The following is a 20,720-nucleotide window of genomic DNA, read 5'->3' on the forward strand; positions in this document are numbered from 1 at the left end:
CTGGGCTGTCTTTTATGATCCAGACAAAGCGGCTGCTTCGTCTTCACGTTCATCCTTTACGAAAAGGATGCCCAATTCATGATGTTCTCCCTCATAAGAAGCTCTTTGATCAAAACGAATTTCTCCGTTCAAACCGATAATTTCAAGCTTCACATATGCACGGTTATGCTGGAGCGCTTCATAAAAATCAGATACGTTCTTAACCGGTATGCCATTCACTTTAGTAATGACTTCTCCAATTTTCAATTCCAGGTCCTCAGCCGGCGTATTTGGTATAATCCCAAGCACCATTAAGCCCTGATCACGTTTCGAGAAATAAAACGGAGCCGCGTTATCATTCACCCTTTGCTTAATGGATAGAAAAATACGTCCTAATACAGCCGCACATACGGCTGCACCCGCAAGCGGCGTCCACAGTAAACCCGCTGCACCGAGAGCTGTGACGATTAAGCCTAGAATACAAACACGTTTCGCTGTGATCCTTATGCTCGTTTCAGGAAGAGACCCTTGCACCCTTTGTCCAAATCCGACAAAGTACGGAATCCATAGAAAATGGAATGATCCGCCCGGAATGGTAAACACAGGCCACCAGCTGACATGTGATTCTAATCCGTTGCCAGGCACGAGAAGGAACAACGGCAAAAGCCATATCCGGTTTGCCAACTGCTGCCCGATCGGCAAACCTCGGCTGCTCAAGACAATTGCCGGTGATGTTCTCACATGTGCAGAGCGATAAGCAACCGCTCCTTCAATAATAATCAACAAGCCCAAAAACACAGCCATAGCCGGCCAGACAACTGCAAATCCTTGCGGGAATCTCTCCAGAAAAGGTTCCGCCTGATTGATTTGCAGTCCGAAACCTATCAGCATACTCGCGCTTACGATATATGCAGCAGACATCCAGTTTGCGCGAAGAGTGAGCGCTGCCGCTGCAGTGATAACGGCAATAATCGCAAGTAAACCGAGAGGAATCGAGATTCCGAGTACGCCTAAAACAACCGACAAAAGGAGGCCAGGGATCAGTCCTTTTGTATAAGTAAATTTCAGTTCATCATAAATATCCGCTATTCTAGTATGAAAGGTTTTTCTTTCCCGTTTGATCCTTACATAGCCGAAAAACAGACTTATCATGATAAAAAACCAGAAAAGCGGGTGCAAGAAGAACAGGCCCACGCTTTTTAACAGTTCAAATCCCCATTGAACAGACACTATCTTTCACCGCCTCAAGCCAAACATATTACATCTATTCTATCAAATATTAAATGGCTTGGATATCCTCGGGAGCGTTTATCCCTCTTGCGTCATCCACAGCGTGACATTCGATAATGAAAAATCCTTTAAATAATGGTTTACATCCACATCCAATAAACCGCTGATCAAGTGCATCGACCTTTTTATATCTGTCAGATTGATTCCTAATCGCTTATGATTCTTCATTAAGTAGTTAAAATAATGTTTGGCACATTCTTCATCGATATCATTTACTGATTCGACATTGGTGTAATTGACTAAATACCTGCTAAACAGCATAAGAAGACTTAGTGCTTTTGTAGCTGAAAATGTTACATCTTGTGTTCTGTCTTTTAATTGTTCGACTAATTCATAATATTTTTTCTCACGCACAATACTTGCCCTCTTCAATTGTGAACCCCCATTTTCTTTATACAGATAAGCACGGGCCAGTATAAGCAGCAGTACTGGAGTGCTAACAAGCATTTTCGCTAACGTTTCTCATTAAATACCTGTCTTACAGCTGCCATAAACCTGATTACTGTTCTTTTTAGAACCTTCTTATATTGTATGAAGTAAACAGAGACTAGGCAACTTGCAAAAGTTTCATTTTAAATGCATATTATCTCGTTAGAAAGTCTCTCTCATATATTGATATCGGGTAATCACAGTCCTTTATAAATGTTTATTTGTGAAATTTTTTTAATTTCTTGTCAAAAACTCATTTTTTATGTGACTTATGATTCATTCACTCGTTAAGTATAAAGAAACAGGAGATGGAAGACCATCTCCTTTATTTTACAAATAGTGATTTCAGCGCTGTTTGAAGCTGCAAATCATTTTTTTCGTTTGATTTTTTCTTTTCTATCTGCTGATTTAAGGCCTCAGCAGTGCGAATATCGATTACACCCGTCTTATCCAGCTTGTTTTGATCTTGAAAGGCCAAAACCGCTTTTTGCATGTCCTTGCTGAAATAGCCATCCTCACGTCCCGGGTCGAAGCTAAGCCCTTTTAATAATACCTGTGCATGCTTAACATCTTCATTGTTCATATCCACTTTAAGCGGCTCTTTCAGCTGCAAAGGTCCGGCGGAAAAATAATCAGGCTGCTTCATCGCAATGGTCGGCTCAATTCCTTTCTTATGAATCCAGTTTCCATTTGGCGTCAGCCACTTGTAGAGCGTCAATTTGATGTTGCTGCCGTCCCCCATTGGCACAGCCTGTTGAACCGTCCCCTTACCAAAAGACCTATCGCCTACAACATCATAATGTCCTGCTTCCTTTAATGCGCCGGCAAGAATCTCTGATGCGGAGGCACTCCCTTTATCCGTAATCACATTGACAGGATACGCTTTTTTATGGGGCAAGGTTGAAAAATATCGTTTTTTATCTCCATTGCGCTCAGCAATCTGAATATACGGCTTATCCTTTGTAACGAAGTGCTTAAGAATTTCTTCCACACTTTGAAGATATCCGCCCGGGTTGCCGCGGACATCAATAACAAGGCCATCAATTCCTTTTTTCTCAAGACCGCCCAGCGCTTTTGCAAAATCCTTCGCGGTATGCTCGGAAAAAGTAGAGATGCTGATATATCCGACAGAGTGCCCCTGCACGTTTTTCTCTGAAGCAAATACCGTTTCGAGTGGAATCTCAGCTCTCTTAATCCGGAATGACAGCTGCTTTTTCGTGCCCGGCCGCTGAATCTTCATTAAAACGCTTGACCCTTTCTTTCCTCTTATTTTTAACACAGCGTGATTTAAATCCTTGCCAGCCATTGATTCTCCATTGATGCTGATAATTTCATCATTAGGCTTAAGCCCGGCTTTTTCCGCTGGCGATTTCTTAAATGGGGAAACAATAATAATTTTGCCGTTTGCCATTCCAACCTCAGCCCCAATGCCTTCAAATGAGGAATCAAGAGAATCAGAAAATTGCTTAGCTGTCTGCTTGTCCATGTAGACAGAATAAGGATCATTCAGCGTAGACAGCATTCCTTGGATGGCTCCCTCGAGCAGCTTTTCTCTATCAACTTTTTCTACATACTCATTCGAAATTAACTCATACGCTTTTTCGATTTTGTCCATAGCCTTATTCCGTTCAGAGTCAGCTTGTGCCGTGACGGGAACTGCTGCAGTCTGGGGCTTATCCATCTCAAGCAGGTTCATTCCCGCATATACACCGGCGCCTCCGAACAGCATGCTCCCCGCTGCGATCACAGCCATTATCTTTTGATTCATCCTTTACTCCTCCTGTATGCCAGACTGTCTTTATCAAAACCTAGAGATAGTATATGTAGAGGATGGAGATTTCATGTAATCATAGAAGAAAAAGAAGGCAAAAGAAAAGCCGCCCACAGAAGCGGGACGGCTTTTTCTCTTTATACTCGCAGAAACTTGCGGATGGAAGTCAGACTTCCCCATACTCCAATTACTGCTCCGATTGCAACCAGCACTAACGAAACCTGGAATACAAATGGATTATAAGGAAGAAGAGAGACAAATGATCCTTGAACCTTCGGAACGACCCAGCCGATGAGGTATTGGTAAGTGCTCAGCACCAATGCAATCGGAATCACTGAACCGAATACGCCAAGCAGCAATCCTTCAAGGAAAAACGGCCAGCGGATAAACCAGTTCGTCGCACCGACAAGCTTCATGATTTCAATTTCTTTTCTTCTTGCGAAAATTGTAATTTTAATGGTATTGGAAATCAAGAACATCGCCGTGAATACCAGTCCGATAATTAACGCGATTCCGATGTTGCGGGAAACGCCGACCACTTTAAACAAACGGCTGACTTCTTCTTTACCGTACGTGACTTTATAGACATGATCCATTTTTTCAATCTTTTTTGCCACGTTCGGCGTATCATGCGGATCTGTTGTTTTAACGACATATGCGTTATTAAGCGGATTTTCCTGATTCTTCATCGTCAGGGATTTACCGCTGTCGCCAAAGCTGTCAACCAGCTGGTCAAGCTCTTTTTCTTTAGATGAAAAAGTGACACTCTGAATGCCCTTCAGTTCCTTAATATCGCTCTGCAGTTTATCCTGTGCCTTCTGGTCTGCCGTCAAATCAATCAAAACTTTGATTTCGACTTGTTTTTCGGCGTTCGTGGCCATGTTATTCAAATTCAGCATAATCACTAAAAACACGCCGACTAAAATCAGCGTAACTGTTACAGCACTAATGGATGCAAATGTCATCCATGTGTTTCTCCCGAGAGATTTAAAACTCTCACGCAAGTGGCGCCCGAGAATTTTAATCATATGAACCATACTCCCCTCTTGACTCATCACGCACAATGATACCATCTTCGATTGCAATGACACGTTTCTTAATGGTGTTTACGATTTCTTTGTTATGTGTCGCCATTACGACTGTTGTCCCGCGGTTATTGATTTCCTCCAGCGTCTTCATGACTTCCCATGACGTATCCGGATCAAGGTTTCCTGTAGGTTCATCAGCGATGACAACATCAGGGTTGTTCACAATTGATCTGGCAATAGATACACGCTGCTGCTCCCCGCCTGAAAGATGGTCAGGAAATTGTCTCGCTTTATGCTTCAGCTGCACGAGATCAAGCACTTCAAGCACCCGTTTCTTAATGACAGACGGCTGTTCTCCAATTACTTCAAGGGCAAATGCCACATTTTCAAAAACAGTAAGTTTCGGCAGAAGCTTAAAATCCTGGAAGACAACGCCTATTTTACGGCGCACGAAAGGAATCTCTTTTTCTTTAATTGCAGCGAGATCTTTATGATTGATTAAAATTTGTCCTTTTGTCGGTTTTTCTTCTCTGTATATCATTTTAATAAAAGTAGATTTACCCGCACCGCTCGGACCGACAACATACACAAACTCGCCGGGATGAATGTCAACAGAAATCCCATTAAGCGCTTTTACACCGTTCGGATAGGCTTTGTATACTTCCTTCATCTCTATCATGAAATCACCTAATCTTTTATATCATTTTATTTATCACACGGTCACACTCGTCGAATACATTCGACAATTTATGACCTATTCATTTGTAAAAAGATGAAAAATCTGAAACTTTTATTTTTCAACACACTTCATTATACGTCAAATTTAGACATAATACTATTACAGTTTCTTTTCATTCATATTGTCAGGGCATAAAAAAATCTTTGCCTGCGCTGCGGCAAAGATTTTTTTATCTTACTTTTTTTCCGACAGCCATTTGGCAATAACAGCGGCTTCTTTATCATTTACAAGCCCCTTCGGCATATTGCCCCGGCCGTTTTTAATAATGCTTTCAATTTTGTGTTCGTCGTATTTGCCTCCGACTTCTTGAAGATTAGGCCCTGATACACCTTCTAAATCTTTGCCGTGACAGCCTACGCAGCTTTGCTGATATAATTCTTCCCCTTCGGATGCAGAGGCTTCAGTCTTGCTGCCGGTGTCTGCCTTCTCTTCTTTTGCATCGTTTGAACCGCAGGCGGCCAACAGAACGGAAAGAGTAAGTCCAAGCAATAGTATCGATAACTTTGATTTCATGTTGAGAAGCACAACTCCTTTACGATCTCTACCATATTATAACCTCGTTTAAGCGCGTTTGAAACCCTCGCCCAATACCTCGCTCGCGTCCGCTACAATCACAAAAGCAGACTCATCAATCTGTTTGACGATTTGTTTCAATTTGGTGAATTCAGTTTGCCCAACCACGCACATTAAAATCGGGCGGTCATCGTCAGTATATCCGCCGACTGCGGAAATTTTCGTCACGCCTCTGTCGATTTTCTGTAAAACGGCTTCCTTGACTGCCTGCTCCTGCTTTGTAATAATAAGCGCCATTTTTGAACGATTAAAGCCGACTTGAACGACATCAATCGTTTTGCTGGACACAAAGACGCCAAGCATGGCATATAAGCCTTGCTCAATATTAAATACGATCATAGCCGTAATGACAATCAATCCGTCAATGATGGCAAGACACGTTCCCAATGACAGACCGGAGTACTTATGAATGATCTGTGCAGCCAAGGCGGTTCCGCCAGTCGAACCTTTCCCTAAATACACAATGCCAATTCCGACACCGATGCCGACGCCGCCAAAAATCGCCGCCAGAAGCTCATGATGGGTAGCCGGCTGAATATTTCTTGTCAAAAACACGACAAGCGGCAAAAAAACAGAACCCGCGAGCGTCTTAAGACCAAATTTTCCGCCAAGCAAAACGACACCGGCAATAAATAAAGGGATATTAATAATCCACTGCACATACGCTGCTTCAAAACCATATGACTGTAAAATTGTGCTGATTCCGCTGACACCGCCGGCGGCAATCTTATTTGGAAGCAAAAATACATTAAAGGACACGGCTGTAATTGCTGCTCCTATCAGTATGTATACATAATCCCGTAAAATCCGATATGTGTTATTCCGTATGTCCATCATATATCCTCCGTTTCTTCCATTGCTCTCCGATAGCATTTTAATCCTTCCCCGATCAGATGTAAATAACACCCAAATAAAGTGGTAATATGCTAAAGCAGCAGTGAAATCAAGGATATGAAGGAATGAAAAAACACACCTGAATATATCAGGTGTGTTTTGTGCTTATGAAAGCTTAGAACGCAGGTAGGCATCAATAAATGTATCAATGTCACCGTCCATTACCGCTTGAACGTTCCCCATTTCTGTATTGGTCCGATGGTCTTTTACCATGGAATACGGATGGAATACATAAGAGCGGATTTGGCTTCCCCAGCCGATTTCTTTTTGTTCACCGCGAATTTCATCCAGCTCTGCCTGCTGCTCTTCAATCCTGCGCTGATACAGCTTGGCCTTCAGCATTTTCATGGCTCTTTCACGGTTTTTAATTTGTGAGCGTTCTGTTTGGCACGTTACAACCACATTCGTCGGCAAGTGCGTAATCCGAACCGCTGAATCCGTCGTGTTGACGTGCTGCCCGCCCGCTCCGCTTGCACGGTACGTATCAACTTTAAGATCCTCCGTACGGATATCAATATCAATCTCGTCGTTAAATTCAGGCATGACTTCACAAGATACGAATGATGTATGACGGCGGCCTGAAGAATCAAACGGTGAAATTCGCACGAGACGATGGACACCTTTTTCCGCCTTGAGATAACCGTAGGCATTGTGTCCTTTGATCAGCAATGTGACTGACTTGATTCCCGCTTCATCACCCGGAAGGTAATCGAGCGTTTCCACCTTAAAGCCGCGGCGTTCTCCCCATCTGGTATACATTCTGAGAAGCATTGAGCCCCAGTCCTGTGATTCCGTACCGCCAGCACCAGGGTGCAGTTCTAAAATCGCGTTGTTTTTATCATACGGCTCACTGAGCAGAAGCTGAAGCTCAAACTCATTGAACTCTTTTGTTAATGATTTTAGTTCTTTTTCAAGTTCAAGCTGAAGGTCTGAGTCCGGCTCTTCTTTCAAAAGATCATGAGTCATTTGCAATTCTTCATGGGATTCATTCAATTTTTTATAGGAATTGACATAATCCTTTAAACCATTTGCTTCGTTGATGACCGTTTGGGCTTTCTGCTGATCGTTCCAGAATTCCGGATCAGCCATTTGTTCATCTAGCTCAGCAATGCGGGCCTCTTTTGATTCGAGGTCAAAGAGACCCCCTAAAGTCCGCTAAACGAGAAGCCATATTTTCGAGCTCTGCCCTGATTTCTGATAATTCCATTCCAATTCACCTCATTAAAAGATCCGCGGGCGCTCAAAGCGCCGCGGTCAAAAACTTGCCTGACTCGAACTATTCAGTCCGGCCGCAGCAATTTTTATATTTTTTTCCGCTTCCGCAGTGGCATGGTGCATTTCGGCCAATATCAACCACTTTACGAACCGGTGCTTTCTTCGCTTTTTTGCTTTCTTCGCCTTCTTGCGGCTGATGAGCCGTTGTCTGGCCTTGTACAACCTCTTCACGCTCAAGATTGTTTTCAATCTCGGCCTTCATCACAAATTTTGCGACCTCGTCCTCAATTGATTCAATCATATGCTCAAACATCGCAAAGCCTTCCATTTGATACTCACGCAGCGGGTTTGTTTGCGCGTAAGCACGAAGGTGAATCCCTTGACGGAGCTGATCCATCGCATCGATATGGTCCATCCATTTTGAATCGACGGCGCGAAGCACGATGACTTTCTCAAATTCACGCATTTGTTCTTCGCCGAATTTTTCTTCTTTTTCATCATATTTGGTCATGATGCGGTCCATGATGAGTTCATGCATTTCATCAGGTTCTTTGCCAAAGATATCACTCTTCTCAAGCGCGCCTTCGTCAAGGTAAGTCGTGTTGACAAGCTCCACAAGACCGTCAAGCTTCCACTCCTCTGGAAGTTCTTCTCTTGGTGTATAAGCCGCAATTGCCCGTTCGAGAGAAGATTTAATCATATTTTCAACGATTTCACGCAGGTTTTCAGAGTCGATAACTTCAAAGCGCTGCTTATAAATGACCTCGCGCTGCTGGCGAAGAACGTCATCATATTGCAGAAGCTGTTTACGTGAATCGAAGTTATTGCCTTCGACACGTTTTTGAGACGATTCAACCGCGCGGGACACCATTTTGCTTTGAATTGGAGTAGAATCGTCCATGCCAAAACGGTCAAGCATCGCCATTGTCCGCTCAGCTCCGAATCTGCGCATCAATTCATCTTCCATAGAAAGATAAAATTGGGTGATCCCCGGATCTCCTTGACGTCCGGAACGTCCTCGAAGCTGATTGTCAATCCGGCGTGATTCGTGTCGTTCTGTACCGATAACAGCGAGACCGCCAAGCTCTTTTACACCTTCGCCAAGCTTAATATCTGTTCCGCGCCCCGCCATGTTTGTCGCAATTGTAACTGCGCCTTTTTGGCCGGCCTCTTCAATGATCTGCGCTTCACGTTCATGGTTTTTGGCGTTTAATACTTGATGCGGAATCCCTTTGTTTTTCAAAAGCTTAGAAATCAATTCAGATGTTTCAACCGCAACCGTACCGACAAGAACAGGCTGTCCCGTCATGTAACGCTGTGCGACATCCTCCGCAACGGCCTTAAACTTTCCTTCCATCGTACGGTAAATTAAATCCGGACGATCGTCACGGACAACAGGCTGGTTAGTAGGAATCGTGACAACCTGCATGTTGTAGATGTTGCGGAACTCCTCTTCCTCTGTCTTAGCCGTACCCGTCATACCGGCAAGCTTTTCATACATCCGGAAGTAGTTTTGGAACGTAATCGTCGCCAAGGTCATGCTCTCATTTTGAATTTCAAGCCCTTCCTTCGCTTCAATCGCCTGGTGAAGCCCCTCACTGTAGCGGCGGCCTTTCATCAGACGTCCCGTAAAGGAATCAACAATAACAACCTGTCCGTCTTCCACTACATAGTCAACGTCCTTTTGCATCGCAACGTGAGCTTTTAAGGCCTGGTTGATATGGTGGTTGAGCGCGACATGCTTTACATCAAAGAGGTTATCGATGCCGAATGCTTTTTCCGCCTTCGTCATGCCTTCTTCAGTAAGCTGAACAGCTTTTGTTTTGATGTCATACGTGTAATCCTTCTCCGCTTTTAACGTACGGACAAACGCATTTGCCTGTACATACAGCTTAGTGGATTTTGCAGCTTGTCCAGAAATGATTAGCGGTGTTCTCGCTTCATCAATTAAAATAGAGTCAACTTCATCAATGACCGCAAAATGCAGCGGGCGCTGAACCATCTGCTCTTTATAAAGAACCATATTGTCACGCAAATAGTCGAAGCCAAGCTCGTTGTTTGTAGAGTAAGTAATGTCAGCGGCATAAGCTTCCCGTTTTTCATCCTTTGACATTGAGTTTAAATTCAAGCCGACAGTCAGACCGAGAAACTCGAAAATTTTCCCCATCTGCTCAGCGTCACGGCTTGCCAAGTATTCGTTGACAGTCACGACGTGTACGCCTTTACCTGTTAATGCATTTAAATAAACAGGCAGAGTAGAGGTTAACGTTTTCCCTTCCCCTGTTTTCATTTCCGCGATATTTCCGTCATGAAGCGCCACGCCCCCCATGAGCTGGACTTTGAACGGAAACATGCCGGTTACGCGGCGCGAAGCTTCCCGAACAACGGCGAATGCTTCAACAAGAAGATCATCAGTTGTCGCCCCTTTTTCAAGGCGCTCTTTAAATTCAATCGTTTTATGTTTCAGCTCCTCGTCGGAGAGATTTTCATAGTCTCCGCGAATTGCATCAATGTCGTTAGCTATTTTTTCGTATCTATTCAGCGTACGTTTTGTTGGATCAAACATTTTATTTAAAATTCCAAGCATTTATAACGCTCCTCTATCATCACATGCCTGTTTTTGCAGGCATGTATAAATAATTTACTAGTCCATGTATACCTCTCATTATCATATCATACCTTTTGTTATTTCCAAAGAATTTGCAAATAAGAAACAACAAAAACCTTCCGCGGACATTACGGAAGGCTTCTCTTCATTATTCAGTCGGTTCAATCAAGCCATATTTCCCATCATTTCGGCGGTACACGACATTTGTTAGGTTTGTTTCCGCATTTGTGAAAACAAAGAAATTATGGCCGAGCATATTCATTTGCAAGATCGCTTCTTCACTATCCATCGGCTTTAAATTAAAGCGCTTCTGACGGACAATGTCCAAGCTCTCATCCTCTTCAATTTCATCCTGAACCGCAATATCTGTATCAGAGTCAAGGCCGTTTGCCAATAAATGCTTCGGAGAGCCCTGCTCACGGAATTTACGGTTTACTTTCGTTTTATGCTTGCGGATTTGACGTTCCAGTTTGTTTGTAGCGAGATCAATTGCGTTGTACATATCCTCGTTATGCACCTCGGACCGAAGCGCCAGATCTGTCATCGGAATTGTAACCTCAACTTTAGACTCCTTGTCATTGTAAAACTTCAAGTTGACGTTCACATCAGCATTCACGCTATGGTCAAAATAACGCTCCAGCTTGCCGATCTTCTTCTCGACATGATCCTTTAACGCGGGTGTCACTTCAATATTTTCTCCTCTGATGTTATAGTTCATCAAAGAACGCCTCCCTTTTATTAAGGATATGTATCTATTTCTCCTTTACCCTGCACCAATCCTGCCAAAACGTAAACTTTTTGTGAAAATTCAGTGAAATTTGTCGATTTGTGTTTGTATTTCCTGCTGCATTGGCGGTTCGGAGGTATATGTATATGCTGATTAAAAGAAACAAATACCTCACACACGCCTAATTGATAACAAAAGGTTCCATACATTGGTGTATGGACAGCATCCATTTTCTATAATGATTCAGAAAATGTTCTTTTAAATACTCGCAGAACTCATGAGAGGGAAAAGAGAAAGAAACCAATTGATCAAACTCTGCAAAAATTTGGTCAAATGCTTTCACACAAATTTCAGCACAACGCGAATCCATAATAAAGAGAAGTGTGGAATGTGTTGAATCCAAATAAAAAAAGGCTTGGATCAGATCTTGATAGATCCGATCCCCTTCTGTTTTTGATAAATTCTGTTCAGCCTCTATCAAATAACATAGCCCTTCCTCAATAGTAAACAGAAGATGATAATAAGCTGATAAAAGCGTATAATCTTCAATGCTCTTCAAGGCACTCACCTATTTACGCTTGTCATAATATCTGCCGTCAATCGTAATGTTGTTATAAGGATTTAAATACGTTGTATGCATTGTACGTTTTCTTTTTACCTGCTGAAGTTCTGCTGCGATTGACTGCTTCAGTCTTCCCATTTCCTTCACAATAGCCTGGTCCCATTCCAAAACAAGCTTCATCTGCTTTTGTTCTTCCCTTGAAAGCGGCAGAGATATTTCCTGAATCAGTTCAGACCGTTTAGCCACAAAGTCTTCAATTTCCTTTAAAAGTTCATCGCTTTCGGGTGTTTGTTGTATGTGCGACAGCATACTCTGCGTTTCAGTGTACAGTTGATCTATGTTTTTCATGCGATTCCGCCTGATCCGTGCCGGTCCTTCCGTTCACTCTGAATGGCTTGTTTCCAAGCATCCCGAAAATCTGTTACATAGCCTTCAACCTCAGCCAGCATACTCATATCATTTTTGATATTTGCCTGTACCAATCTTCGATACATATAATCGTACATCGCACCCATGGAAGCGGAAAGCTCTATGTTGCGGTTAAGTGTAAAATTTAATTCTTGAATGATATTTTGCGCTTTAATCAGATTTTCATTTTTTCGTTGCATATCATCATTCTCAATGGCCTGAGAGGCAAGTCGTATAAATTTCAAACAGCCATTATACAGCATAAGCGTCAGTTCACCGGGTGTAGCGGTATTCACCGAATTTTGCTGATAGGCTGTATAAGGATTTTGGATCGCCATGTGTCATCCTCCAAATTACATTTATTGTGCAAGAAGCTGTGATAAATAGGACGATTGTTCGTTCATTTTTTGAATCGCAGAATCCATTGCACTGAATTTTGTATAGTAGCGGTTTTCTATCGAATTCAACCGATCCTGCATCTTGATAATATCAGTGCTGATCGTGTTTAAATTTTTACCGATTGAGTAGTTATTGGCGCCCATTGTAGAGTTACCGGCTTTTGCTTCGATACTTTTCACTGTACTTTTCAGCGTGTCACCGATGCGCTTCATAATCCCTTTATCACTATATGCGCTGCTGCTCGACCCGCTTGTAAATAAAGCTGCGACGCTTTTCGGATCTTCTTGTATTTTAGCTTTCAGTTTGTCTTCATTAATCTCTAGATGTCCCCGCAATTGGTAAGTACCTGAAGTCGAGATGCCAAATTCAGTTAATTGATAGGATTTCCCATCCGCATTTACTTGTGAATAAAAATCAGACCGCATTTGGTTCGTACCGGTGCTGATACTGCTATCATTTCTCAGCAAACCGCTTTTCGCCTTTGCTTCCCAGAGTTCTACTTCTTTATCGGACATTGCTTCTTTTTGTTCACTCGTCAGCGGCGTATAGTCTCTGTATTTTTCTTCCTGAAGCTTTCCATTCAGGCTGTCAACCAATTCATTGTATTTGTCTACAAACTCTTTAATTTGATTGTAAATCCCGTCAACATCAGTCGAAACAGCTGTCGTAACAGGACCAGATGCTGCAGTTGTATTTTTGATCGAATAGGTAACACCATTAACTGTAAAGTTGTTTGTCAGCTTCTCCATTTCAAAGCCGTTAATTGTGACTTTTGCATTTGTTCCTTCTTTGTAAGCAGTTAGCTTATTATCGGCGTCCAAAGAAAATCCAAGCTGGCCGGACATAAAGTCGGCTGAAGCAGAATTTGCCGCCTGTATGCTGCCGCCTGAACCTGTGGCTTTAGAAGAAAACGCAATCGTTTCCACATACGCGGTGCCGTTCCAAATTTTATCTTTAAATGCTGATACTCCGAGATCAGAGCTATTAAGTTTAGAAATCACATTATCAATTGTATCGGCGCTTGTCACACTGATGTTTACTGTCTTTGCCGTTGTCTCACCAGGCGCCACAACGTTAAATGCCAAATTATAATCGCCTTGCGTGTATCCCGTATAATTATTTGCTTTATACGTCGCCGCGGTTGCCAAGCTTGCTACTTCAACAGTAGAAGAAGAGTTTGGCGCACTTGCGTTTCCTGTAGCAGTTAACACAGATTCATCTGAGCTTTTCACCGTTTTGCTCTGATACGTACTCGGATATGTCAGCGTATTTTTAGACATATAATCTTGCAATTCTTTTATTTTTGTATTTACTTCACGATAGCTGTCACGCTGCCATTCAAGAGTCTGTTTTTTTTGTGTCAGCCTGTCAAGCGGCGCTTTTTCTGTCTTCATCAGCTTTGAGACGATATCATCTATATCCATTCCTGATGCCAGACCTGTTATTCTCGTGACCATTTCAAACCACTCCTAATCTACTTTTTTTCATCTACAAATAACCCAAGATATTCAGTCATAGCCGCATAAAAATCAAGCCATCGTTTTGGCGGAATTTCACGAATGACCTCATTTGTAGAGTCCTCTATTACCTTTACATAGTATTCATTTAACTTCTCATGAAGCTCAAACTTCAGGTGAACTTGCGAAGGTTCCAGCAGCTTGTTCATTTCCCCTACCATTTCGGAAAGGTTGGTATATGAAACTTGATGAGCAGGAACTTTATTCTCGTAATCTTTCTGATTATGTATTTGAGTATCATAACGATCCCAAACAGGTTGTAACGTAGTGAGCCTTTCAATGTTCAATTGATCATCCCCTATGCGCCAATCTAACGTTTATATCGACTAAATCGAGATAAGATTACACATATTTTTGGAAAAAATCTCTTCCGTTTTAAATTTCTTGTTTGGAAATACATTTATAATAAGTTAGTGGAGAATCCGGTTATTATATCATGAGTTAATGACAGCATGGAGAATGATTCGGAGTTAGACATATAAATAAAAGACCTTGGCAACGCCAAGGTCTTCTTTAAAATTAACGTAACAATTGAAGTACGTTTTGCGGCTGTTGGTTTGCTTGAGCAAGCATCGCTTGAGAAGCTTGAGAAAGAATGTTGTTCTTTGTGAACTCGCTCATTTCTTTCGCCATGTCAACGTCACGGATACGAGACTCAGCAGCTGTCAGGTTTTCACCAGAAGCGCTCAAGTTGTTGATTGTGTGCTCAAGACGGTTTTGTACCGCACCAAGTTTTGAACGTTGAGTTGAAACATTGTTAATAGCAGTATCAATCAAACCAAGCTGTGTATCAAATGCTGTTGCATCATCTTTGAATGCAGTAACATCGATAGCGTCAACTCCAAGTCCAGTTGCACTCATATCACCGATATTAACTGCAAGTTGCTGCCCTGCGTTTGCACCGATTTGGAATGTTAATTTATTAGTTGCAAAGTCGCCATTAAGGAGCTTCTTACCGTTAAATTCAGTTCTATCAGAGATACCTTTACTTCCACCTGTCATACCACCAATTTCTTCTTTCAAAGAATTGATCTCTTCTTGGATAGCACCTAAGTCAGTAGCGTCTTGAGTACCAGTATTGTTTGCTTGTACTGCAAGTTCACGAACACGTTGAAGGATAGAGTGAGTTTCAGTTAATGCACCCTCAGCTGTTTGGATAAGAGAGATTCCATCTTGAGAGTTTTTAGAAGCCATATCAAGACCTCTGATTTGTCCTCTCATTTTTTCAGAGATCGCAAGACCAGCTGCATCATCTCCCGCACGGTTGATACGAAGACCTGAAGAAAGCTTCTCCATGTTCTTTTGGCTAGCACCGTTGTTTGCGCCTAAACGGTTTAATGTGTTAAGTGCTGCGATATTGTGGTTAATTCTCATTGTTTTGTTCCTCCCTGAATATGTTTTTAGGCACGTCCTTGTGCCTCATTTTTATAACTGGCGGAGTCTTTTGCGTCTCCTCCCGGCTACATCATTAATATCGGATTGTCTCTGAATTTGTTAATACAAAAATAAAAAAATCCTCACTTTTTTTGTGAGGATAATGCGGAGATCACATCGCTGGATAACGCTGCAGCACGGTTATTTTCTTCCTGAATGGTCAAATAAATTTCTTTCCTGTGAATGTCGATATGTTTTGGGGCGTCAATTCCGAGTTTCACTTGATCACCCTCAACCGCAATGACTTTCACTTCAATATCAGCACCTATTTGAATCGCTTCGTTTATTTTCCGCGATAAAACTAGCATGATTCTCCTCCAATCAGATGCTTTGTCGTATATGAGGAGTCGTGTAAAACGACTTGCTTAGCCATCATGTTTTTGCGATTTACAATAATGGGAGCCAATAAATTGGCAGTAGATTTTTCGAATGGCTCAGCCATCGTCAAGATTGTCATGACTTCTACATCTTCAATATGATCGATATCCAAAAGTTCCGCAGTTGATTCATCAAGGTCAAACTCATAATTCTTAAAAAAGATGAACGGACTTACAACGATGAACGCAAGATTTTCCGAAGTGACGGACTGCAGCGCCACGAATGGAGAGTCTTTTGAAAGCGGAAGAATGACGAACTGTTTTTCCTCTATAAAGCCGGGAATCCCGTTTTCAAAAAGAATAATTTGCTCCTCTTTTACGTTCATTTGGCCATGGTATTTCGTATGAATGATCATTGTTCACGATCCTTTTCTGTTTACTTTTCTGATGATTCTTTTGGGTATTCTACATCTATATTTAAATCAGGGTATTGAAGCATGTCAACCTTAACGTCTCCCGGCGTATATTCAACAATTGGTTTTCGCGGTTCAGCCTCAATAACAGGTTTTCGCGGCGTAATCTGAATATCAAGCTGTGACGGGGTATATTGTATTTTCACCCTTGAAAGAGAAATAGCATAATTCTCACCTAATTGAATCTGATGCATCTCAGAGTTCCTCTTTGCTTGTGAAGCGATTGGGTTCCCCTTATTTTCAATTCTCATAAGCTCGGCCCCTTCTTCTGCTGTGCGGGCTATACCCTGCATTACATCCTCACGGCCTTGTTGGGCGGCTTCTTCAATCCGTTTGAATATATGTTTTCTGTCTAATTCTTCCCATGCTTGCGTCTGGTCAATCGTAAGTTTTCCAGGTGTCACCGATATTTCCATTTCCGCGTTTGGCTGCTGAATCTCAAGATCGGCTTGCGGCTGCTCCATTTTTAAATTGGCAGGCGTCGTTGTTAAACCAATTTTTCCTTGAACACTATGCATAATCAATCTGGGGATTTGCATCACTCTACCTCCCGAACTATAAAAAAAGCGAACTCCTGAGAGCCGCTTACTTTAAAAAGTCAATCAATGTAGGCTGAACAATTTGCGCATTTACAGACAGAGTAGCCCTGTGCACGCTTTGCTGCGCAATAAACTCTGTTATTACTTCTTCCAGTTCTACATCTTCATTGTCTGACAACACTTTTGTAGCTGTTTCTTCTTGAGCTGAAAGCCTTGTATTAACCAGTTCAAGACGATTATATCTCGCTCCAAGATCAGAACGTTCAGCGCTCATGCCGTCAGAAAATTGATCAATATCATCTAAAACGCTGTTCATCCCATCGACTGAACCTGAACTAAGCGCCTTCTCAAATGAGTCAAGCATTTCAAACACATTCTGTCCGCTTCCAGAAGTGCCACCAAAAGCTGACTTTGGATCTGAATTCACTTTCAATGTCATATTATTAGAAATATTGACATTGACATCAGCAGTATCAGAAATAGTATAAGTTCCGTCTCCGTTATCTGTAACCGGAGGCTTGTCTGAATTTGTGCCATTAAAGATATATCTGCCGTTCACTTGTGTATTAGCAATATTTAAAAGCTGGTCCTTTAACTGCTTCACTTCAACACCCATCGCTTGCCGCTCCGTTTCGCCGTTTGTATCATTTTGAGCTTGGACAGCTAAATCTCTGACCTTTGATAAGATGTCAATTCCTTCAGTAATGTTTGTTTCAGTGTTTTCGAGCCAGGTAAAGGCTTGAGAAGCATTGCTTTGATATTGCTGCACTTGAGACAATTGCGTATTATACTTTAAGCTTTTCATCGCTGATACAGGATCGTCGGAAGCTTTTGAGAATTTTTTTCCAGACGAAATCTGTGATTGAAGTTTATCCAGCTTTGAGTAGCTTGAACCGATATATCTCAATGAGTTTTGCTGAATCATACCTTGTGTTACTCTCATTTGATCTACCTACCTTCCTCCTACACCCATGCCATTGATCACTTTGTCGAGTATTTCGTCTTGTAAAGTCACCATTCTTGCGGCAGCATTGTATGCGTGTTGGAATTGAATCATATTCGTCATTTCTTCGTCTAAAGAAACTGCGCTCATTTGCTGGCGGTTTATGTCCGCGTCATTCAGCTGTGTTTCAGTATTAGACGACAAACGATTTGCTTCTTGTGCTTTAATTCCCAGCTCGCCAATCAGACCTGAATAGTAATCCAGCACACTTGTCTTTTTACCATTAATGGTTATATCACCTGTTAACACATTGGCTAGTTTTATTGCATTTGAATTATCGTTGGCTGCGCCAGTCAGTGAGAAAGCAATGTTCGCGCCGCTTGAATCTGATATGCTGGAAGCTACTTTAACCTTGCCTGCTGCTCCTTTTGCCGGTGCAGTTTCACCGCCGGTAAATTCAAAAAAGTCCCCGCCTTGTGCGCCGCTCTTGGTCAAACCATTCCGGTGCACCTCATTGAACGCTTTCGCGAATTCAAGTGCCATATTATCGAGGTCAGAAAGCATGTCAGGATATACGCCTTTTTCTTCGCCGTTTGCTGTTACATAACCGTAAGACTCTATAAATCCTAAAAGAGATCCCTTGCTATTGAATGACTCAGCCTGTACAGCAGTGTTCCCGATTGAGATACTAGATACTAAACCAGTTGCATTATCGTAGTTGGCTGCAAGTTCTGAAACCTCGTAATTTTCACCGTCCAAAACAGTTCCCAGCGACTGTTTATTTTTATCGAGGATTTCAATTGATACTGTTCCTTCAGCAGAAGCAAGTGCATTACCGCCTGATTTGTTATAGCTGACTTTAATATCAACCATTGAGGATAATTTATCAATCAGCAAATCCCGCTGATCATATAAACCATTTGGCAGAAGCCCCACCGGCTCTACTTGTGCAATTTGCTTATTTAAACTGTTTAATTGGGAAAGCACCGAATTGACATCCAACACAGTCGTATCTAGCTCTGCTTTTAAGTTTGATTGAACATTTGTAAGTGATTCAGAAAGATAATTAAACGTTTCTGCTAGAGCTTTTCCTTTTTCAGCGACAACAGAACGTGCACTGTCTTCGTTTGTATTATTCGATAATTCCTGCAAGGAATTCCAAAACGAATTAAGCACACTGTTTAAGCCGCTGCCGTCCGTCTCATTTAAGATGCCTTCCATTTGGGACAGAGCTTTGGCTTTCGTGTCGTAGTATCCAGCACTGTTGTTTTGAAGGCGGTACTGGTAATCAAGAAAGATATCTCTTATTCTCTCAACTGACTTCCCTTGAACTCCCGTACCCATTTGTCCAGCGGTTTTTTCAGCATTTTTTGATACAGCAGGGAAATAGTCAGTTGCTTCCAATGAGACACGCTGTCTTGTATAACCATCAGTATTGGCATTTGCCACGTTATTTGCCGTCGTGCTTAATGCTGCCTGCTGAGCGCTTAACGCCCGCCTTGCAGTTTCAAGCCCCATAAAGGTAGATGTCATATTCCAATTCCTTTCTGCTAAGCTTTTGAATCAAATAGTTTCATTCGGCTGCTCTTCGGAAGCTCAGCTTTAATTGATTTGCTGTAATTAAAGTTATTATCCTTAGGAACCAGCATATCGTAAGAAATAGAGATGAATTGCAGCGCATCTCTCGTCAGCTGCCTATTCATCTCGTTCACTTTTTTCAGATGTCCGAGAACGTTAGAAAGAGCTTCATACAGCTGTTCCAGCTCTTCCTTTTCACTGCCTGTAGTTTTGGCGATACATGCGGAAATAGTGTTATTTTCACTGTATCCGAGAAAGACGGAAGTTGCTTTGATCCGGTCCTCTTCTGTCTGTCCGATGGCTTGAATATATTTTTGCTCTTTTGTCAAAATGTTAGAAAGCTCTTTTGTTTTGCCGGCTTTGAGCGCTTCCGTCTTTTCCTCAGACAGCGTGAGCAGGTGCTCATGCAGAACGCAAAGTCGCTTCAATTGTTCGATAATTGGCTTTGCTGACATGGGCTTTCTCCTTTGTTATTGCTTTTTATAAAAATTAATCATGTTTTTCGCTATATGATTTGCGTCTACTTTGTATGATCCATTTTCAATTTGCGCTTTAAGCTGCGCAATTTTTTCCTGGCGTGAACCAGTGACTGCGTCGGATGCACTTTGCATTTCTTTAGCCTGGGATGAAATTTCAATTTTATCCTGAGGCTGTGCAGCAGTTTTTTGTACCGCTTGCTTATCATAATTTTTTTGGTATGGATTAACGGATTGTGTTCCAAATTGATTGATTTTCATAGGATTCCTCTCGCTTTCCGTTGCAGTCTTTAAACAATCTAACCCTTTTATCGACTGCGGTTTCAGTTAGTTTAGGGAATCAGCTGTTTTTGGTATTATAGGCATAGTATGTGTCTTTTTTACTATTTTCTCTCTCTGTTTTCAGCGTGTCCTCGTGATCCAAATGATCTATTTGAGCCTTTAAATCGGACTGACAGGCCTTGCAGAACTTGCCTTCCCGAATCGATGCCCCGCACCTTTCACAAGGGTATGCCAAATTAGGAAGATGAGCGATTTGAATGCGTTTCTGCCTGATGAATTTCAATATCAGCTCTTCTTCCACACCTGTTTCCTCGGTTACCCGGCTCAAAGTTGATTGCCGGTTTTCCTGTTTCCTTAAAAACTTATATACAATCTCAAATGATTTTTCTTCTTCCTTAATACACGCCTGACATATGGTTTGCAGCTTTGTTTTTAAAAACAAAGTATTGCATTTCGGACAATTCGCCAGTTCTCCCATCTTTATTTCTCCTTATTCGATAATATACCTGTGTTGATTTCTAATGATTATATCGGCATAA

At 42.0% G+C, this 20,720-nt stretch carries 24 protein-coding genes; all 24 read right to left on the reverse strand.

The features are described 5' to 3' along the window. Positions 1-12: 12 nt before the first annotated feature. The 24 genes from minJ to V756_RS0108095 all read right to left on the reverse strand — a co-directional run bounded on the left by minJ (position 13) and on the right by V756_RS0108095 (position 20,659). Entirely contained in the window at positions 13-1,209 is a 1,197-nt protein-coding gene (gene minJ / locus V756_RS0107980; RefSeq protein WP_024714191.1) for a cell division topological determinant MinJ, read from the reverse strand. Positions 1,210-1,287: 78 nt separating this feature from the next. Next, positions 1,288-1,641 (reverse strand): swarming motility protein SwrAA, encoded by a 354-nt coding sequence (gene swrA, locus V756_RS0107985; RefSeq protein ID WP_032681958.1) that lies wholly within the window; start codon positions 1,639-1,641, stop codon positions 1,288-1,290. A 382-nt stretch (positions 1,642-2,023) separates the two neighbouring features. Further along, the gene (gene ctpB / locus V756_RS0107990; protein ID WP_024714193.1) at positions 2,024-3,466 is read right to left on the reverse strand and encodes a carboxy-terminal processing protease CtpB; all 1,443 of its coding nucleotides are present in this window, start codon (positions 3,464-3,466) and stop codon (positions 2,024-2,026) included. A gap of 140 nt (positions 3,467-3,606) precedes the next feature. Beyond that, entirely contained in the window at positions 3,607-4,497 is an 891-nt protein-coding gene (ftsX, locus tag V756_RS0107995) for a permease-like cell division protein FtsX (protein WP_024714194.1), read from the reverse strand. Next, positions 4,490-5,176 (reverse strand): cell division ATP-binding protein FtsE, encoded by a 687-nt coding sequence (gene ftsE / locus V756_RS0108000; protein WP_024714195.1) that lies wholly within the window; start codon positions 5,174-5,176, stop codon positions 4,490-4,492. Before ftsE ends, ftsX begins: the two co-directional genes overlap by 8 nt. Positions 5,177-5,410: 234 nt before the next feature. Continuing rightward, the gene (gene cccB / locus V756_RS0108005) at positions 5,411-5,749 is read right to left on the reverse strand and encodes a cytochrome c551 (RefSeq protein WP_024714196.1); all 339 of its coding nucleotides are present in this window, start codon (positions 5,747-5,749) and stop codon (positions 5,411-5,413) included. Between the two features lie 48 nt (positions 5,750-5,797). Then, entirely contained in the window at positions 5,798-6,643 is an 846-nt protein-coding gene (locus V756_RS0108010; RefSeq protein ID WP_024714197.1) for a YitT family protein, read from the reverse strand. Between the two features lie 165 nt (positions 6,644-6,808). Further along, a protein-coding gene (gene prfB, locus V756_RS0108015; RefSeq protein WP_111909799.1) for a peptide chain release factor 2 occupies positions 6,809-7,910 on the reverse strand; the annotation gives its coding sequence in 2 pieces (ribosomal slippage) (positions 6,809-7,837 and positions 7,839-7,910; 1,101 coding nt in all). Positions 7,911-7,979: 69 nt separating this feature from the next. Further along, on the reverse strand, positions 7,980-10,505 hold the full coding sequence (gene secA / locus V756_RS0108020) for a preprotein translocase subunit SecA (protein WP_024714199.1): 2,526 nt from the start codon (positions 10,503-10,505) through the stop codon (positions 7,980-7,982). A gap of 169 nt (positions 10,506-10,674) precedes the next feature. Then, positions 10,675-11,244, reverse strand: coding sequence for a ribosome hibernation promotion factor (gene hpf, locus V756_RS0108025; RefSeq protein ID WP_024714200.1), 570 nt, complete (start codon positions 11,242-11,244; stop codon positions 10,675-10,677). Between the two features lie 190 nt (positions 11,245-11,434). Then, on the reverse strand, positions 11,435-11,812 hold the full coding sequence (locus tag V756_RS0108030) for a DUF8042 domain-containing protein (RefSeq protein WP_024714201.1): 378 nt from the start codon (positions 11,810-11,812) through the stop codon (positions 11,435-11,437). Positions 11,813-11,821: 9 nt separating this feature from the next. After that, on the reverse strand, positions 11,822-12,163 hold the full coding sequence (gene fliT, locus V756_RS0108035) for a flagellar protein FliT (RefSeq protein ID WP_024714202.1): 342 nt from the start codon (positions 12,161-12,163) through the stop codon (positions 11,822-11,824). Further along, positions 12,160-12,561 carry a flagellar export chaperone FliS gene (fliS, locus tag V756_RS0108040; RefSeq protein ID WP_024714203.1) on the reverse strand — a complete coding sequence of 134 codons (402 nt, stop codon included), beginning with the start codon at positions 12,559-12,561 and terminating at the stop codon, positions 12,160-12,162. The genes fliT and fliS overlap by 4 nt, the downstream gene beginning before the upstream one ends. A gap of 21 nt (positions 12,562-12,582) precedes the next feature. Continuing rightward, positions 12,583-14,079, reverse strand: a complete 1,497-nt coding sequence (locus V756_RS0108045) for a flagellar hook-associated protein 2 (RefSeq protein ID WP_024714204.1) — start codon at positions 14,077-14,079, stop codon at positions 12,583-12,585. A gap of 17 nt (positions 14,080-14,096) precedes the next feature. Then, complete coding sequence (flaG, locus tag V756_RS0108050; protein WP_024714205.1) at positions 14,097-14,426, reverse strand: flagellar protein FlaG; 330 nt, start codon at positions 14,424-14,426, stop codon at positions 14,097-14,099. Positions 14,427-14,658: 232 nt separating this feature from the next. Continuing rightward, positions 14,659-15,513 (reverse strand): flagellin Hag, encoded by an 855-nt coding sequence (gene hag / locus V756_RS0108055; protein WP_024714206.1) that lies wholly within the window; start codon positions 15,511-15,513, stop codon positions 14,659-14,661. Positions 15,514-15,656: 143 nt separating this feature from the next. Continuing rightward, positions 15,657-15,881: a carbon storage regulator CsrA gene (gene csrA / locus V756_RS0108060; RefSeq protein ID WP_003219727.1), complete on the reverse strand. Its 225-nt coding sequence runs from the start codon at positions 15,879-15,881 to the stop codon at positions 15,657-15,659. Beyond that, positions 15,875-16,306 carry a flagellar assembly protein FliW gene (gene fliW, locus V756_RS0108065; protein ID WP_024714207.1) on the reverse strand — a complete coding sequence of 144 codons (432 nt, stop codon included), beginning with the start codon at positions 16,304-16,306 and terminating at the stop codon, positions 15,875-15,877. The genes csrA and fliW overlap by 7 nt, the downstream gene beginning before the upstream one ends. A gap of 20 nt (positions 16,307-16,326) precedes the next feature. Then, positions 16,327-16,902, reverse strand: a complete 576-nt coding sequence (locus V756_RS0108070) for a DUF6470 family protein (RefSeq protein ID WP_024714208.1) — start codon at positions 16,900-16,902, stop codon at positions 16,327-16,329. 46 nt (positions 16,903-16,948) lie between these two features. After that, positions 16,949-17,845, reverse strand: a complete 897-nt coding sequence (gene flgL / locus V756_RS0108075; protein ID WP_024714209.1) for a flagellar hook-associated protein FlgL — start codon at positions 17,843-17,845, stop codon at positions 16,949-16,951. Between the two features lie 9 nt (positions 17,846-17,854). Next, on the reverse strand, positions 17,855-19,378 hold the full coding sequence (flgK, locus tag V756_RS0108080; protein ID WP_024714210.1) for a flagellar hook-associated protein FlgK: 1,524 nt from the start codon (positions 19,376-19,378) through the stop codon (positions 17,855-17,857). Positions 19,379-19,395: 17 nt separating this feature from the next. Beyond that, positions 19,396-19,878, reverse strand: coding sequence for a flagellar protein FlgN (gene flgN, locus V756_RS0108085; protein ID WP_024714211.1), 483 nt, complete (start codon positions 19,876-19,878; stop codon positions 19,396-19,398). Between the two features lie 15 nt (positions 19,879-19,893). Beyond that, complete coding sequence (gene flgM, locus V756_RS0108090) at positions 19,894-20,160, reverse strand: flagellar biosynthesis anti-sigma factor FlgM (protein WP_024714212.1); 267 nt, start codon at positions 20,158-20,160, stop codon at positions 19,894-19,896. A gap of 79 nt (positions 20,161-20,239) precedes the next feature. After that, on the reverse strand, positions 20,240-20,659 hold the full coding sequence (locus V756_RS0108095; protein WP_024714213.1) for a TIGR03826 family flagellar region protein: 420 nt from the start codon (positions 20,657-20,659) through the stop codon (positions 20,240-20,242). Positions 20,660-20,720: the final 61 nt, after the last annotated feature.

Source organism: Bacillus tequilensis KCTC 13622 (genome assembly GCF_000507145.1).
GTDB classification, from domain to species: domain Bacteria; phylum Bacillota; class Bacilli; order Bacillales; family Bacillaceae; genus Bacillus; species Bacillus tequilensis.

Excerpts from the sequence above, each read along its gene's own strand:
- ctpB (WP_024714193.1), bottom strand. The coding sequence starts at position 3,466 with ATGAATCAAAAGATAATGGCTGTGATCGCAGCGGGGAGCATGCTGTTC.
- ftsX (WP_024714194.1), bottom strand. The coding sequence starts at position 4,497 with ATGATTAAAATTCTCGGGCGCCACTTGCGTGAGAGTTTTAAATCTCTC.
- ftsE (WP_024714195.1), bottom strand. The coding sequence starts at position 5,176 with ATGATAGAGATGAAGGAAGTATACAAAGCCTATCCGAACGGTGTAAAA.
- cccB (WP_024714196.1), bottom strand. The coding sequence starts at position 5,749 with ATGAAATCAAAGTTATCGATACTATTGCTTGGACTTACTCTTTCCGTT.
- V756_RS0108010 (WP_024714197.1), bottom strand. The coding sequence starts at position 6,643 with ATGGACATACGGAATAACACATATCGGATTTTACGGGATTATGTATAC.
- secA (WP_024714199.1), bottom strand. The coding sequence starts at position 10,505 with ATGCTTGGAATTTTAAATAAAATGTTTGATCCAACAAAACGTACGCTG.
- hpf (WP_024714200.1), bottom strand. The coding sequence starts at position 11,244 with ATGAACTATAACATCAGAGGAGAAAATATTGAAGTGACACCCGCGTTA.
- fliT (WP_024714202.1), bottom strand. The coding sequence starts at position 12,163 with ATGAAAAACATAGATCAACTGTACACTGAAACGCAGAGTATGCTGTCG.
- fliS (WP_024714203.1), bottom strand. The coding sequence starts at position 12,561 with ATGGCGATCCAAAATCCTTATACAGCCTATCAGCAAAATTCGGTGAAT.
- V756_RS0108045 (WP_024714204.1), bottom strand. The coding sequence starts at position 14,079 with ATGGTCACGAGAATAACAGGTCTGGCATCAGGAATGGATATAGATGAT.
- hag (WP_024714206.1), bottom strand. The coding sequence starts at position 15,513 with ATGAGAATTAACCACAATATCGCAGCACTTAACACATTAAACCGTTTA.
- csrA (WP_003219727.1), bottom strand. The coding sequence starts at position 15,881 with ATGCTAGTTTTATCGCGGAAAATAAACGAAGCGATTCAAATAGGTGCT.
- fliW (WP_024714207.1), bottom strand. The coding sequence starts at position 16,306 with ATGATCATTCATACGAAATACCATGGCCAAATGAACGTAAAAGAGGAG.
- V756_RS0108070 (WP_024714208.1), bottom strand. The coding sequence starts at position 16,902 with ATGCAAATCCCCAGATTGATTATGCATAGTGTTCAAGGAAAAATTGGT.
- flgL (WP_024714209.1), bottom strand. The coding sequence starts at position 17,845 with ATGAGAGTAACACAAGGTATGATTCAGCAAAACTCATTGAGATATATC.
- flgK (WP_024714210.1), bottom strand. The coding sequence starts at position 19,378 with ATGACATCTACCTTTATGGGGCTTGAAACTGCAAGGCGGGCGTTAAGC.
- flgN (WP_024714211.1), bottom strand. The coding sequence starts at position 19,878 with ATGTCAGCAAAGCCAATTATCGAACAATTGAAGCGACTTTGCGTTCTG.
- flgM (WP_024714212.1), bottom strand. The coding sequence starts at position 20,160 with ATGAAAATCAATCAATTTGGAACACAATCCGTTAATCCATACCAAAAA.
- V756_RS0108095 (WP_024714213.1), bottom strand. The coding sequence starts at position 20,659 with ATGGGAGAACTGGCGAATTGTCCGAAATGCAATACTTTGTTTTTAAAA.